Annotated in this window: 14 protein-coding genes; 5 read left to right on the forward strand and 9 right to left on the reverse strand. The window is 67.8% G+C overall.

Features of this window, described 5'->3' with window-relative positions; all coding sequences use genetic code 11:
* Nucleotides 1–318 precede the first annotated feature (318 nt).
* The 5 genes from ACWGCN_RS23520 to mftA all read right to left on the reverse strand — a co-directional run bounded on the left by ACWGCN_RS23520 (nt 319) and on the right by mftA (nt 6,315).
* The gene (locus ACWGCN_RS23520) at nt 319–1,683 is read right to left on the reverse strand and encodes a GAF domain-containing protein (RefSeq protein WP_378990877.1); all 1,365 of its coding nucleotides are present in this window, start codon (nt 1,681–1,683) and stop codon (nt 319–321) included.
* A gap of 105 nt (nt 1,684–1,788) precedes the next feature.
* Complete coding sequence (gene mftG / locus ACWGCN_RS23525; protein WP_452459144.1) at nt 1,789–3,183, reverse strand: mycofactocin dehydrogenase MftG; 1,395 nt, start codon at nt 3,181–3,183, stop codon at nt 1,789–1,791.
* Between the two features lie 10 nt (nt 3,184–3,193).
* On the reverse strand, nt 3,194–4,591 hold the full coding sequence (gene mftF, locus ACWGCN_RS23530) for a mycofactocin biosynthesis glycosyltransferase MftF (protein WP_358060798.1): 1,398 nt from the start codon (nt 4,589–4,591) through the stop codon (nt 3,194–3,196).
* 141 nt (nt 4,592–4,732) lie between these two features.
* Nucleotides 4,733–6,208, reverse strand: a complete 1,476-nt coding sequence (mftC, locus tag ACWGCN_RS23535; RefSeq protein WP_378991230.1) for a mycofactocin radical SAM maturase — start codon at nt 6,206–6,208, stop codon at nt 4,733–4,735.
* Between the two features lie 2 nt (nt 6,209–6,210).
* The gene (mftA, locus tag ACWGCN_RS23540; RefSeq protein WP_101468422.1) at nt 6,211–6,315 is read right to left on the reverse strand and encodes a mycofactocin precursor MftA; all 105 of its coding nucleotides are present in this window, start codon (nt 6,313–6,315) and stop codon (nt 6,211–6,213) included.
* A gap of 184 nt (nt 6,316–6,499) precedes the next feature.
* On the opposite strand from mftA, the gene mftR2 reads away from it, so the two are divergent.
* Nucleotides 6,500–7,132, forward strand: a complete 633-nt coding sequence (gene mftR2, locus ACWGCN_RS23545) for a mycofactocin system transcriptional regulator MftR2 (protein WP_378990881.1) — start codon at nt 6,500–6,502, stop codon at nt 7,130–7,132.
* Nucleotides 7,133–7,169: 37 nt separating this feature from the next.
* The gene (locus tag ACWGCN_RS23550) at nt 7,170–8,225 is read left to right on the forward strand and encodes a 2Fe-2S iron-sulfur cluster-binding protein (RefSeq protein ID WP_449969311.1); all 1,056 of its coding nucleotides are present in this window, start codon (nt 7,170–7,172) and stop codon (nt 8,223–8,225) included.
* On the opposite strand, the gene ACWGCN_RS23555 is transcribed toward ACWGCN_RS23550, so the two are convergent.
* The 3 genes from ACWGCN_RS23555 to ACWGCN_RS23565 form a co-directional block, all read right to left on the reverse strand.
* Nucleotides 8,222–8,962 (reverse strand): DNA alkylation repair protein, encoded by a 741-nt coding sequence (locus tag ACWGCN_RS23555; RefSeq protein ID WP_378990885.1) that lies wholly within the window; start codon nt 8,960–8,962, stop codon nt 8,222–8,224. The genes ACWGCN_RS23550 and ACWGCN_RS23555 overlap by 4 nt on opposite strands.
* Nucleotides 8,963–9,042: 80 nt before the next feature.
* The gene (locus ACWGCN_RS23560) at nt 9,043–9,807 is read right to left on the reverse strand and encodes a glutamate racemase (RefSeq protein WP_378990886.1); all 765 of its coding nucleotides are present in this window, start codon (nt 9,805–9,807) and stop codon (nt 9,043–9,045) included.
* A gap of 66 nt (nt 9,808–9,873) precedes the next feature.
* The gene (locus tag ACWGCN_RS23565) at nt 9,874–11,073 is read right to left on the reverse strand and encodes an NAD(P)/FAD-dependent oxidoreductase (RefSeq protein WP_452452903.1); all 1,200 of its coding nucleotides are present in this window, start codon (nt 11,071–11,073) and stop codon (nt 9,874–9,876) included.
* Nucleotides 11,074–11,290: 217 nt separating this feature from the next.
* Between ACWGCN_RS23565 and ACWGCN_RS23570 the strand changes: the two genes are divergently transcribed.
* Together ACWGCN_RS23570 and ACWGCN_RS23575 are read left to right on the forward strand one after the other, a co-directional pair.
* Nucleotides 11,291–11,647: an SPW repeat domain-containing protein gene (locus tag ACWGCN_RS23570; protein ID WP_452459145.1), complete on the forward strand. Its 357-nt coding sequence runs from the start codon at nt 11,291–11,293 to the stop codon at nt 11,645–11,647.
* A complete protein-coding gene (locus ACWGCN_RS23575) occupies nt 11,647–12,264 on the forward strand; it encodes a TetR/AcrR family transcriptional regulator (protein WP_378990890.1) in 618 nt (205 codons plus the stop codon). Before ACWGCN_RS23570 ends, ACWGCN_RS23575 begins: the two co-directional genes overlap by 1 nt.
* 16 nt (nt 12,265–12,280) lie before the next feature.
* Here ACWGCN_RS23575 and ACWGCN_RS23580 read toward each other — a convergent pair whose 3' ends face one another.
* Entirely contained in the window at nt 12,281–13,798 is a 1,518-nt protein-coding gene (locus tag ACWGCN_RS23580; protein ID WP_387445744.1) for an MFS transporter, read from the reverse strand.
* A gap of 102 nt (nt 13,799–13,900) precedes the next feature.
* Here ACWGCN_RS23580 and ACWGCN_RS23585 point away from each other — a divergent pair, with 102 nt between their 5' ends.
* Nucleotides 13,901–14,803, forward strand: a complete 903-nt coding sequence (locus ACWGCN_RS23585; RefSeq protein ID WP_452459146.1) for a helix-turn-helix transcriptional regulator — start codon at nt 13,901–13,903, stop codon at nt 14,801–14,803.
* The last annotated feature ends 43 nt before the right edge of the window (nt 14,804–14,846 follow it).

The following is a 14,846-nucleotide window of genomic DNA, read 5'->3' on the forward strand; positions in this document are numbered from 1 at the left end:
CACACTCGCGCAAGATCCCCGACAGATCATGTGGACGAGATCGACGACCGAGGGGTCGCCGAGGCAACGGACGCTGGGTCCGTCGCGGGTGCCTAGCTGTTGATCGTTCCTCCAACGGCTTTGTCAGTTACATCACATGGGCGCCTGTCCATGCAGTGCCGACAGTAGGCCCTCAGTTAATAAAAAGAAACTTTTTCCGCTAAAAAAATCGGTCAGACGTCCAGTCCGTACCGGCGGGTACCCACGACCAGGGCATGAGTGTGGGCTCCAACACATCGGCCATCCATATGTGAGCCACCACACCTTCAGACCGGGACACTATGAGCCGAAACGTTGCATCTGCGTTGCATCGGCGCCGATGCGCCGATCGAGGACCCGGATCTTGGCTTCTATCTGCGCATACAGCGGCGAATCGCGATCGACGGTCGACCGGTAGGCGGCCCACGCGGCAGCATCGTCGCGGCCTTCCGGACACGAGGTCCATCGGCGCAGCACGGCGGCGTCGGGGGCGGCGAGCACGGCGGTCCGCAACCGGACTCGCAGCTCGTCGCGGATATCGCAAATGCCGGGAGCCGAGGAACGCGGCAGCACCGGACCCGCGTACAAGTTCAATGCGGATGCGGTATCACCGGAGTCGAGTGCGGCCCGGAGCTCCTCCACATCGGTTGCGACATGCACGCGCAGACGGTATGGGCGCGAACCGACCACCGAGGCGCCGATCACCGACCGCAGCCGCGACATCGCCGCGCGGATCGTGCCGTTGTCCAGATCGGTGTCGTCCAGCAGCAGCGCCAGGTGATCGGCGCCGAGACCTTCGGGATGTTCGGTGAGCAAGAGCAGGATCTCGGCGTGGCGCTGCGAGAGCGGCACCCGCTCCCCCGCGATGCTCAACTGAGGTTGACCCAGACCCAAGACGTCCAGACCGAGCCTGGCCTGTCCGGTGCCGTCGCGGTTCGCCGCAGCCGGCGCCTTGATCCCGTGGCTCGCGCGCATGGCTCGCAGCACCAGATCCATCTCGGCCGCGGTCGCGGCGGCTTTGACCAAGGCGAGAATTTCGGGCTTGGCCACCCGCATCCCGCCGGCAATCATCAGAACGCCGATCAGTCGGCCGTCCGGCTCGTGCACGGGCGCCGCGGCGCCGGTGATCTGGTGCATGCGATGCAGGAAATGTTCGGGTCCGTGGATCCAGGTGGCGCGGCCGGTGCGCACGACGAGGCCGACGGCATTGGTGCCGATCCGGCGCTCGCTGAGATCGTCGCCCTCGCGCACGCCGATCTCGGCGGCGGCGGCGACCTGCTCCGGATGACCGTGCACCGACAGCACCCGACCGAACTGGTCGGCCACGGTCACGATCAATCCTGCGTGCGACGCGTCCTGGACCAGCAGTTTGTCGATCAGCGGCATGAGAGCGGCGATAGGGTGGGCGTCGCGATAACGCTCCAGATCGGCGCCGCGCAGCCCGCGACCGTCGAGGACGTCCGTCGGGTCGACACCGCCGCGCACACTGCGCAGCCATGATTCGAGAACGAGCGGACGTAGAAGACCGGCCAGCTGGGTAAGCTGTTCACCACCGGCACTGAGAAATCCATGGGCCTGTGCGGCATAGGCTTCCAGAGCACCGAGCTGTGCGCCCGACTCCGATGCCTGCCGTGGGGGCCTCCCACCTGCAAGATTGCTGACCATTTGCCTTTCTTTCCCGCTACAAACTGTACCGGGCAGATATCAGGCCAACCGCCAGAAGTCAGGGTTTGTCCCGCAGGTCACATCGTGGTATCAATCGTCACTTCGTCACACGACCATGTGGTCCGCTATGGACGCGGCGAGCATCACTGTGGTGGCCTGTGGGCCGCGCCGCAGCGGGACCGGGACGACCGACAGATCGGCCACCGTCAGCGCCTCGATGCCGTGCACACGCCCCTGTTCGTCGACCACCGCGCGCTCGTCCCCCGCGGGGCCCATGCGACAGGTACCGGAAAGATGTTGAGACGTGCCGAGGTTGGCGCGCAGCCAGGAGTCGTCGACGGGTCCGATTCGCCGACCCAGGAGATCCGCCGTGAGTGCCACTGCCTCGCGCAACCGGGCTCGGTCCTGCTCGGCGCGGAGATAACGGTGGTCGACGCGGGCTGCGACAGCCGGATCAGTCGAAACCAGGGTCAGCTCGCCGGTCGACTCGGGACGCATCAGGGCGACCCCCACCCGGCGAAGACCCGGCGTGAACATCGCGGTGTACGGACGTAGTTCCAGGTCGTCCATTTCGAGGACGTATTCGAGCGCGACGGTCGACCACGCGGGTTGCGCACCGGCGAATTCGATGCCGATCTCCGGATGATCGGTGCACCACCCGCCCACCGGAGCGGGTCGCAGCACCGGAACACCGAGCGAGCGCAGCAGCGGTTCGGGGCCGATCCCGGATCTGATCAGCAGCGCGGCCGACTCCACCGCACCCGCGCACAACACCACCTCGTCGGCATACGTCGTCCCACGTTCTCGCCCGCGGGCCCACTCCACACCGACTACCCGAGTGCCACGCAGTAATAATCGGGTCACCATTGTTTCGCCGGTGAGGATCAGATTGCTTCGGTGGAGTGCGGGAAAGAGATGGGTGATCGCGGGCCCGGCGCGGCGGCCTCGCGATATCGCCAACGGCACGCGCCCGAATCCCGCACCGGTATCCGCGGACGGTGCGTTGAGATCGGGGATTTCGGTGAATCCCGCTGCCACGCACTGTTGCGCGAATTCGACGCTGAACTCGGTGGGGTCGCTGGTTCGTGAAATCGGGATCGGGCCGCCGATTCCGTGACCGGGCACAGCGCCGAATTCCGCATCGTCTTCCAGAGCACAGAACACCGGAAGGACCGATTCGAACGACCAGCGCGGGCCCGCCACCACGCTCCAGGCGGCGAAGTCGTCGGCAGGTGGGCGGATGAAGTAGCTGCCGTTGATCGCACCGGAACCACCGATCAGCTTGCCTCGCACCAGATTTCCCGGATACCGCCACACCAGTCGAGACTCGGGGCCGACCGGGAGATGACCTGGGTCGAGCAGTTCGACGGGCAGCTCCCCCAGCGCAGGGAAAACCGGTCCGGCTTCGATGACGCGCACCGAACGCGCCGGATCGGCGCTGAGCCGCGCGGCGAGCACGCAACCCGCCGACCCGGCTCCGACGATGAGAGTGCTCGTCACGCAGTCGGCTTCAGCGGGGCGGCACGCTCGGCTTGAGCGCTTCGAAACTGCGCGCCCGGATGACGCCGAGCCACAGGCCCGTGCCGTAGGCCACGTCGTCGAGACGCTTGTAGGCCACATAGCGGACCGGGTCGAGCCCGCCCGAGTCGCGATGGGTGAACCAGTCGGCGAGACCGTCGGCGAGTGCCATCGTGATGGCGATCTTGCGGATCCGGCTCGACGCGATCACCGCCAGGAGCGTCACCGGCCAATAGTCCCGGCACATCGCCGAAGCCAGTCGCCACATCCCGGCGAAGTAACCGCGCGCGAGGTAGACCGCCGCGATCCGGGTCGGGTTGTCCAGTTCGGTGAAGACCCGGCGCAGGCGGACCAGGGCCGTCGCCAGAGTGACGAGTCCGCCGAGCAGACCCCATTTCGACAGTGTCGCGAACAGCAGACTGGCCAGCACGGTCCAGGTCGGCACCGACAGCGGCGAGACCAAGCCCGAGTGCCGTTTCCCGAGCGGTGCCGCGCCCGTGCCGTAGAACAGCTTTCGCCCGAACCAGGCGCGGAAGGCGACCCGGTGATCGTGGGCGACGTGCGCGGCGGGCTCGTAGCGCAACCGCCAGCCCGCGCGTTCGAGGCGCCAGCACAGGTCGACGTCTTCGGCCACCTGCATCGATTCGTCGAATCCACCCTCGCCGAGCAGCGCCGCGCGCCTGGCCAGCAGCGCCGCGCTGGGCACGTAGGACACGATGCCGCGGGCGTGCACCGCCGATTCGCGCCGGCCGAGGTCGAGTGAGGAGCGAGTGTGTTCGTAGCGAGCGAGCGCGTTGGATTCGGAATCCAGGGCCACGATGCGCGGCGCGACCAGCGCGACCTGCGGATCGCTGAAATGTCCGAGCATGACCTCGAGCCATCCGCTGCGTGGCACCACATCGGAGTCCAGGAACGCCACGAAGCCCGTTGTCGCCGCCTGCAATCCGGCATTACGGGCGGCGGCGGGGCCGAGCGGGCTCTCGTGCCGCAGCACCGTCACCTGACCGCGGCCCGGCCGTGGCGGGATGCGGACCGGCTCGTCGGAGCCGTCGTCGACGACGATCACATTGTGCCCACGCAGCACTGCCAGCAGCCGTAACAGCCCGTCGGCGTTGTTGTAGAGCGGGATGACCACCGTGACGTCGTCGAGGGATGGTTCGAGCCGCGGGCGCGGGTTGGCCACGCCGGAATCGAGCAGTCGGCGCGCGACGATCGCGGACTTGGTGTCGGTCACCTCCAGGTATCCGTCGCCGATCAACTCGGCGGCCTCCGGGGCCAAGCGCAGCATCCGTGCGGGCGATCCTCCGATCAGGATCCGACCCCCGGAAAATGCGCGTACCCGTGGATCGATCCGTACCCCGAAGCCGTCGGGCAGACGATCATGGCGCATTCCTCGCATGCTATTCGCAGTTGGCCCCGCAGACATCATCACCCCACAAAAAAGGACCAAAGTCTGTCCGAAATACGGCTGTGACCGGTTGCCGGACGCGTCAACAAGATCGGCAGCGCACTTCCGGCAACCGGGATGGGCTCAGCCGAGCGGACTCTCGTTGCACGCCTTGGCGGGTGGCCGCTTCACGGTCAGTGGCAGCGACACCCTGGTTCGGCTGCGAACCGGGCGCGAGTGGTCGACGGCGGGGCGCGGAATGGTGCGTCCCGGCGCTGACAGCGCCGCTTCGCCGTAGCCCTGAACGCATTCCGGGTCCGGTCCGTTGGCGGGCAGGCCGGTGAAGAACTTCGCGGCCATGCAACCACCACGGCACGAGTCGTAGTGCGAGCACTTGGTGCACGCGCCGCCGTCGACCGGTTCGCGCAGTTCGGCGAAGAGTTCCGAATCGGTCCAGACCGCCTCGAAACCACCGTCGGCGACGATGTTTCCGGCCTTGAAGCGGTCATGGATGGCGAACGGACAGGCGTAGACATCACCGACCGGATCGACCAGACAGACCACCCGGCCCGCACCGCACATGTTCAAACCGGGTAGCGCCGAGCCGAATGCGGACAGGTGGAAGAACGAGTCGCCGGTGAGGACGCCCTCGCCGTTGCGGACGAGCCAGTCGTAGAGCTCGCGCTGCTGTTCGGGCAGCGGGTGTAGCTCGTCCCACACGTCCGCGCCGCGACCCGAGGGACGAAGGCGGGTGAGTCGCAAGGTGGCGCCGTACTTGTCGGCGATGGCCTTGAACTCGTCGAGCTGGGAGATGTTGTGCCGGGTGGCGACCACCGAGAGCTTGGCATCCTTGAAACCCGCCGCGGCGAGGTTCGACAGCGCCTTGATCGCGGTGTCGTAGGAGCCGGGACCGCGCACGGCGTCGTTGACCGCGGCATCGGCGCCGTCGAGGGAGATCTGCACGTCGACGTAGTCGCTGGCCGCCAAACGCGCGGCGACCTCTTCGTTGATGCGAACGCCGTTGGTGGAGAACTTGACCCCCACATTGTGCGCGGTGGCGTAGTCGACCAGTTCCCAGAAGTCGGGGCGCACAGTCGGTTCGCCGCCGCCGATGTTGACGTAGAAGATCTGCATGCGCTCGAACTCGTCGATCAGCGCCTTGCACTGCTCGGTGCTCAGTTCGTTCGGGTCGCGGCGACCCGACGAGGACAGGCAGTGCACGCACGACAGGTTGCAGGCGTAGGTGAGTTCCCAGGTGAGGCAGATCGGTGCGGCGAGGCCCGATTCGAAACGGTCGATCAGCCTGCCGCCCTGGGTGGCGTCACCCGCCGCCAAGGCTGTCGGCGCGGCGGTGACCGGGCCGGGCGATGCCACGATCATGTCGGTGTCGGCCAGCTGCGCGAGCGCTTTGACGTGCGCGTCGGAGGCGTCTATGCCCTTGGCACGCAGTGCGTCGCGCACGGAGGGGTGCGCGGGCAGCGACCGGACCACATCGACGAGATCGCGGCTCTTGAGGAACGAGAGCTTGCGGGTGCCGAAGTGGTACAGCAGCGCGCCGAAGGATTCCGGGCGCAACGAGACCCGAGGGTGCAGCGTCCAACGGGTGTCGAGGTCCAGCATGGTCAGTACACGCCGCACATGCCGTCGATGCTGACCTCTTCGATCAGCGTCTCGGTGACCAGGTCCTCGTCGGATTCGACGGTCGCAGGCGTGGTGTTCTCAGGCATGACTACCTCCATTGTGTTGCCGGTCACCTCGCACCTTAACGTCAGTGACTGCCATAAAGGGCGGAATCGGAAAATCTTTCTCTGAGCACACCCCGCCCCCCTCGGCTGCGAACCCCTCTAGACTTCCGGAGGCAGGGACGGGAAAGGGCTGATGGCCCGGTGGCAGCAGAGGTGAGGCAGAGGCTTGCGTAACCATGGCGGGGCGGGTGCTGGTTCGACACTGTCGGAGGCAGAGATCGTCGACGCGGCACTGAAAGTGGTGCGCGAGGACGGGGTCGAGAAGCTTTCGATGCGGCGGCTCTCGCGCGAGCTCGGGGTGTCACCGATGGCGCCGTACTACTACGTGGCCGACAAGCGCGAGCTACTCGATCTGGTTGCCAGCGCGGCCCTGGTCGGGGTGCGCAAGCCGCCGCGCGAGTCCGGTCCGTGGCAGGTGCGCCTGCGCGATCTGATCGATCAGATAGACGATAAACTGCGCACGCATCCCGGCCTGGGCGACATCTTGCTCGAGCAGATGCTCGGCAAGCAGCTCGACCTGATCGACGCCGTGATGGAGATCCTGTTCGACGCGGGCTTCAGCGACCGCAACGTGCTGGCCGCCTACGCGACCATCCACACCTACCTGTTCGGCCGCAGCAGAGTGAACCCGCGCGACCGTTCCGCGCCCGCCGACGTGCTGCTGCCCGAGGCAGTGGCCCGAGCCACGAAGTACATGTCCGACCTGCGCGGCAAGTACTCCTACGACTTCGGGATGGAGGTGCTGGTCGCCGGACTCGAGGCGCAGCTTGCCCTGCAGGCGCGTCCCGGCCTAGCATGAAACTGAAACACGTTCTAGTTTTGCCCGAGAGGACGACATGACCACAGTCGAGGTTCCGCACGGCTCGCGCTCGGTGGTGCTGCGAGTAGCCGCGGTGATCGCCGAAACGGCCGACACCCACTCCGTGGTCTTCGAGGTACCCGCCGAACTCCGCGAGCGCTTCGCCTACTCCCCCGGCCAGTTCCTGACGCTGCGCATCCCGAGCGAGCAGACCGGATCGGTCGCCCGCTGCTATTCGCTGGCCAGTTCGCCGTTCACCGATGACCTGCCGAAGGTGACCGTCAAGCGCACCGTGGACGGATACGGCTCGAACTGGCTGTGCGACAACATCGCCGCGGGCGACGAGGTCGAGGTGCTGCCGCCGTCAGGTGTGTTCACGCCCAAGGATCTCGACGAGGACATGCTGCTGTTCGGCGCGGGCAGCGGAATCACGCCGGTGATGTCGATCCTGAAGTCGGCGCTGTCGCAGGGTTCGGGCAAGGTCGTGCTGGTTTACGCCAATCGCGACGCGACCTCGGTGATCTTCGCGGACGAACTCCGCGATCTCGTCGGTAAGCATCCTCAGCGACTCACCGTCATCCACTGGCTCGAACCGCTGCTCGGTCTGCCGACCGCCGACATGCTGGCCACCCTGGTCCGGCCCTACACCGCCTACGAGGCGTTCATGTGCGGGCCCAAGCCGTTCATGGACCTGGTGCACGACGCGCTGGCCTCGCTCGAGGTCCCGCGCAACCGCACCCACGCCGAGGTGTTCAACTCCCTCGCCGGAGATCCGTTCGCCGACCACGCGCCCGCCGAGGTGTCCGAGGCCGAAGCGGCCGACGCGGCGACGGTCGAGGTGGAACTCGACGGCCAGGTGCACGAGATGTCGTGGCCCCGCAAGCAGACGCTGGTCGACATCATGCTCGACAAGGGCCTCGACGTGCCCTACTCCTGCCAGGAGGGCGAGTGCGGGTCGTGTGCCTGCACCGTGCTGGAAGGCAAAGTGGAGATGGCCAATTCGGAGATCCTCGATCCCGAGGACATCGAGAACGGGTACATCCTCGGCTGCCAGGCGCGGCCGGTGACCGATCGGCTGCGGATCCAGTTCTAACGCATGGCGCGGTAGGCGGCGCGTTGCTCGGGGTCGAGGTGTTCGGTCGCGTAGCTCAACGCGGTGCGGCCCAGTTCGGGTGCGTTCCGGTTCAGGAAATCGGTGAGTGCGGTCTGGTCGACGCGCTTGCCGATTTCGCGCAACATCCACCCCAGCGCCTTCTGGATCAGATCTCGGCGGTCCGTCCGAAGGATTTCGGCGAGTTCCAAGGTGGTGCTCGGGTCGCCCGCCTTGATGAACGCGAACGTCGACAACAGCGCGACCCGGCGCTCCCACAGGGAATCCTGTTCGGCCAGTTCGAACAACAGCGTGCGGTCTTTGTCGAGTAGCCAGGGGCCGATGATGTTCTCGGCGGAGGCGTCGACCAGATCCCAGTTGTTGACCCGGCCGCGCCGGACGGCCGCCAGGTAGAGATCGACCATCTCCTTGCGGGCCGTGTCGTCGAGGGCACGCGGTTTCGATGCCGCCGCGAAGCGGGCGTTGAGGATGAACAGGGCAGCCAGGCGTTCCTCGTGGAGGGGACTGTCGAGGAGTTCGTCGATCTGCGAAAGCGGCAGTGCGGGGAACTGTTTCGCCACTTTTCTGGTGACGGGGACTCGGATGCCGAGAAAGATGTCGCCCTCGCCGTATTCGCCGGGGCCGGTCTTGAAGAAGCGTTGCAGGTGATGCGCGTCAGTGGGGTTCGCCAGGTCGGCGAGGGCCTTACGCACCTGTGCAGCGGTGGGAAGCTCGGACACACGCACCTCCGGGTCGGCGGATTCCCTCCGCATTCAACACTGGTGCGGTGACATGCCGGAGCAGGCTCCCCGTCGTCCGATCAGGCCGGTAGTGCGCCGAGGAGGCGGCCCGACTCGAATGTCGCTGCACCGGAGGGCAACTCGCCCGGCCGACCGCTCGTGCGGACGGTGACGGTGCCGGAGCCGGTGGTGGGGCGGCCGAGTTCGTCCATCTTGCGCACGGTCTGGGCGGCGACAGCTTGGGCGCTGTCGAACAGGCGCACTCCGTCGGGCAGTGCGGCGATGATGGCGTCGATGACCAGCGGGTAGTGGGTGCAGCCGAGGACAACGCCCTCGACGTCGGCCGGGGTGCGCGCGGCCGAGTCGGCGATCGACTCACGGATCGCCACGATGTCACCGCGGTCGATCGCATCGGCCAGACCGTGGCAGGCGACTCCGACGACCTTCGCGTCACCGCCGAACCTGGCGATCAGATCGGCCTGGTAGCGGCTGGCAGTGGTCGCCGCCGTCGCCCACACGGCCACCGAATTACATTGTGCGGCAGCAGGTTTGATCGCGGGAACCGTGCCGATCACCGGCACCGAATCCCCCACCTCCGCCCGCACATGCGCCAACGCGGTGACGCTCGCGGTATTGCACGGCAGCACGATCACCTCGGCCCCCGCCTCGATCGCCTGCCGTGCCGTGCCGACGACCCGCTCGACCACCCACTGCTCCGGCTTGGGCCCCCAGGGCGCACCATCGGGGTCGAGCAGCAGCAGCAAGTCGACGTCGGGCCGCAGCTTGCGCAACCACGAAGCCGTAGGCAGCAGGCCGAGGCCGGAATCGATGAGCGCGACGATCACCGCTACACCGTATTACAGCGGCGAGCCCGGCCGATCGCGACCATGGACGCACCGGCCCGAGCGGGCTCAGCCTGCCGCGGCGAGGAGGTCCGCCACCGGCGTGGGGGTGGCCAGTTTGGCGCGCAGTTTCATCACCTGGCTGGTCAGGCCCGCACCGAGCACGGCCGTGAGGATGCCGTCGCGGGAGTAGTAGGCGAGGAACTTGCGGCCGTCGTCGGTGACCACGGTGACGTCGTCGCCGGCCGAGGGGGTGCCGAGGGCCTGGATCTTGATGTCGTACTGGTCGCTCCAGAAGTACGGGACGCGGGCCATGGTGGGCGGAGTACCGCCGAGGAGGGCGGTGACCAGCAATTTTGCCTGCTCACCGGCGCTCGTCCAGTGTTCGACCCGCTTGCGGACGCCGGAGTCGTGCTGCCAGGCGGCGACATCACCGACCGCCCAGACGGCGTCGGCGGAGGTACGGCCGACCTCGTCGGCGAGCACGCCACCGCCCGCGGACCTGTCGGCCAGCTCGATACCGGAGTCGGCCAGCCAGTCGGTGACGGGGACCGAGCCCACGCCGACCACGACCAGGTCGGTGTCGATGTCGGTGCCGTCGGTGAGGACCGCGCCACACACCCGGCCGGAATCGTCGGCGCGCAGGGTGTCGACGCCGACACCGCAGCGCAGGTCGACGCCTTCGTCGCGATGCAGGCGCGCCACCAGGCCACCGATCTGCTCGCCCAGGACCGAGGCCAGCGGGGTCGGCTGGGGTTCGACGAGGCTGACCTCGACTCCGGCGGCGCGGAAGCTGGCGGCGAGTTCGCAGCCGATGAAACCGGCGCCGATGATCAATGCCCGGTTCGCACCGTCCAGTTCGGCGCGCAGGGATTCGGCGTCCTCATGGGCACGCAGCACATGTACGCCCCCGACCTGGGGAAGACCGGGGAGCCTGCGCGGGCGCAGACCGGTCGCGATGATCAGCTGGTCGTAGGCGATGGTGGCGCCGTCGGCCAGGGTGACGGTGCGCGCGGCGGTGTCGACACCGGTGACGGCGGTACCGAGGCGCAGCTCGATGTTCTTGTCCGCGAAGAACTCCGGCGGGCGAAGGGTGGTGTCGTCGGTCTCGCCGCGCACGAACTGCTTAGACAGCGGCGGGCGGTCGTACGGCGCGCGCGTCTCGTCGCCGAGCAGCAGCACACCGCCCTCGTATCCGGCCCGGCGCAGTTCCTCGGCCGTGCGCAGGCCTGCCAGACCCGCTCCGACGATCACGATGGGCGCGCTCATATTGTGTCCTCTCGGCATGCTCGGTCGCTGACCGCTCGTGCCATGTTTCTGCTGTGTCGCGGACCACTACGGCCCCCAGATGTTTGTACCAGTGCGCCGGGTCACCTGTGACACCCACGTCGCAACACAACCGTGCCGCTTCCGATGTCGACCGGGCGGTCAATCAGGAGTAGACCGAGGTCAGAGGTATTTTCGTCTCAACGAGGAGGCATTTCCCATGTTCACCAACAGTCGCGCACAGGACTTTCTGGCCGTTGTGCTCGGCGCATTCACCGCACTGTCGCCCCTGTGGCTCGACACCAACGACAACGCCCGCTGGACCCTGATCGTGCTCGGCGTACTCATCGCCGCGACCGGTCTGATCCAGATGGCCAGGGACGATCTGACGGTCGCGGACTACGCGATGGGCGTGTTCGGCGTGCTGCTGTTCATCTCGCCGTGGGCCATGGACTTCACCGCGTTCCGCGGCGCGTCCTGGACCGCATGGGTGGTCGGAGTGGTGACGGCGGTGGTGGCGGTCGCCGCGGTGCCTGCCATGAACCAGCGCCTGCACAACATGGCTCCACATCACTGATGCCGGGCCGACGAGTCGGGCGCCGCAACGCGAAACGCGATGGCGACGCCCGGCAACTCATCCTGGATGCTGCCGAGACCCTGTTCGCCGCACAGGGATTCGACGCGACGCCGACCGCGGCCGTCGCCGCGGCCGCCGATGTGCCGAAAGGACTGGTCTTCTACTACTTCCCCACCAAGAACGCGATCCTGTCCGCGCTCATGCGCGAACGCGTCCCCGAACACCCGATCGACGACCTCGCCGCCGTGGTGACCCCCGGCGATCCGGCCGCCAGCCTGATCAACCTCGACACCGCGATCAACCTGCGCGACCATCACTCTTCGGTCCTGCGGGTGATCATGTGGCGCGAAGCCGACACCCACCCCGACGTGCGCCGCAAACTCCGCGCCCTGCGCGATCAGCTCCTCGATGTCACCACCAGGGTTCTGCAAGCCAGCACCCCCGTCCCCGTCCGCCCCGGCACCCTCCACGCCTGCGCCGCTGCCTGGGTGTCCGCCATGTTCGCGATCGCCAGCACCGACCGCCTCCACGCCCTCGACGACCTACCCGTCCCGACTGCCGACGACCTGTTGAACGTCGCCCAGGTGGTCGCGGCGGGCATGACCCACCTCGGCTGACGGCAGCGTAGATCCGTCAGCTTCGGCTGTCCGCCGGGCGTCGTCGACGAGATGCCGATCCGGTCGGCGCCGCATCCGCCGCGGTGAGCGCCCCGCCACGGAGAACGCGGAGGGCCACCGAGCCGAGGACCCCGTGCAGGACGGCCGCGGTGGCGGCGACGACGTGCAGTCCACTGACGAAGGCGCTGCGGGCGTCGTCGAGTACGGCGGGGGCGAGGCCGGGCAGGTGCAGAGTCTCGCCGAGGGTCGGGGCTAGGTCCGGACCGTGGACGCGGAACAAGACGGCGGCCAGCGAACCGAACAGGGCGATACCGAGCGCGTTGCCGAGTTCGTTGCCGGTCTCGGCCAGCGCGGCCGCCGCGCCCGCCCGTTCGGCCGGCACCGCGGCGACGGCGATCTCGGCGACCACGCTGAACGAGATGCCGTAGCCGATGCCCGCAACCGCCGTCGCGGCGATATACCAGCCGACCCCGCTGCCGGTGCTGGTCGGCAACAGCAACGACAGTCCGATCGCGATCGTGAAGTGGGCGGTGATCAACGCTGCCGACCGGCCGATGCGGGCCACGACGGCCGGGGTGACGACGGCGGCCGCGGTGAGCACGAGCGCGCCGGGGACCGCGAGCAGCGCGGCGTCGGCGATGGACCTGCCGAGCACGGATTGTAGGTACATCGCCGCCAGATACGCGGTCGCCGACCAGGCCGCCAGCGGCAGGAACCCGGTCACGATCGCGATCGTGAAGACCCGGTTGCGGAACAGGGTGAAGTCGATGAGCGGGTTGTCGATGCGCCCCTGCCTGCGGCCGAACCACGCGAGCAGCGCCACACCGACCAGGCCCACAGTCACCGAGGAAATGGATATGCCCTGCGCAGCGCCGTGTTTCACCGCGTACATGGCAGCCAGAAGTCCGGATGCCGAGGTGAGCACACTCGCCACGTCGATGCGGCTGAGGCCGGTCGCGCGCACCTCACCGAGCAGGATCGGCGCCAGCACCAGGAACACCAGCACCACGGGCACATTGATCAGTAGCACCGATCCCCACCAGAACCGGGTCAGCAGCTGCCCGGCGACGATCGGGCCGATCGCGAAACCCGCGGCGAAGGTGGCGGCGAAGATGCCGATGGCCTGCGCCCGTCGGCGCGGGTCGGTGAACAGTGTGCCGAGCACGGCGAGCGCCGACGGCAACAGCGTCGCGCCTGCCACCCCCATCAGGACACGGAAGGCGATCAGCAGTGCGGGGCTCGTGGCGAAGGCCGCCCCCACCGAGCCGAGGCCGAACATCGCCGCGCCGATCATCAGCAGGCGTTTGCGGCCGTATCGGTCACCGATGGTGCCGAACGCGATCAGCAGGGCGCCGACCGCGAAGCCGTAGCTGTCCAGGATCCAGAGGGCTTCGTCGGCCGAGGGTGAGAGCGCCTCGGTGATGGCGGGCATGGCCAGGAACAGCACCGAGCCGTCCATGGCGACGAGCAGGACGGGGCCGAGCACCACCAGCAGGCCCAGCCAGGATCGCAGCTCGATATCGATTCGATTCATGTCCCCACCCTGCGATCGCGCGCGAGTGGTAACCAGACCCCTGACGTGGGTACACCCGGCCGGGATAGGCAGGACAGCCCGGCGGTGCCTACGATCGGAACGATGGAGTTGGAAAGCCTCGGAACGTTCCTCAAGTCCCGCCGCGACCGAACTACCCCTGAGCGGATCGGCCTACGCACCTTCGGCGTCACCCGCCGCGTCCCCGGACTTCGCCGCGAAGAACTCGCTCAGCTCGCCGGAGTCAGCGCCGGTTACTACACGCGCCTCGAACAAGATCAGGCCGGGACCGTTTCCGCGCAGGTCATCGACGCCATCGCCCGGGTGCTCCAGCTCGATCCCGCCGAAACGGCCCACCTGCACAACCTCGCAGGTCAACCGGCCGTGCCGCATCTGGTCCGGGCCGAACCGGAACAACCACATCCGCGGGTTCTCAGGCTGCTCACCTCGCTCGGCGACACCATGCCCGCGGTCGTGCTCGGACGCCGTGGCGATGTGCTCGCCTGGAATCACGCCGGGCACGCGCTCGTCGGCGAGCACCTCGACTTCACCGCGCCCGACGACCCCGCACGACGTCCGTCGATTCCGCGACTGTTCTTCCTCGATCCACTCGCCAGAGATCTGTACCGGAACTGGGACGAGCTCGCCCGCATTCACGTGGGCTACCTCCGGCTGACCGCGGGGCGCTACCCCACCGACGCGCGTCTGGCCGAACTGATCGGCGAGCTCACCATGCGCAGTACGACTTTCGCGACACTGTGGGCCGGCGCGGAGGTAGCCGATTGCACCGTCGGGCCGATGGATCTGCGTCATCCGACGGTCGGCCGTGTCGACGTCGACTATCAGGTGTGGTTGCAGCCCGACAGTCCTGACCACCGGCTCGAGGTCTACACCGCGCGCGATGCGAGCTCGGCGGACGCGCTGCGCCTGCTGACCGCCGGATCCACCAGGACGCGTCGGGTGCCGGCGATGGTCGACTCCGAGACACCGGACGCAACCCCCACCTAGGGCTTGTCGACGAACCGGTGGCGCCGCGGGTATCGCGGCGCCA

This window comes from Nocardia sp. NPDC055050, assembly GCF_053608345.1.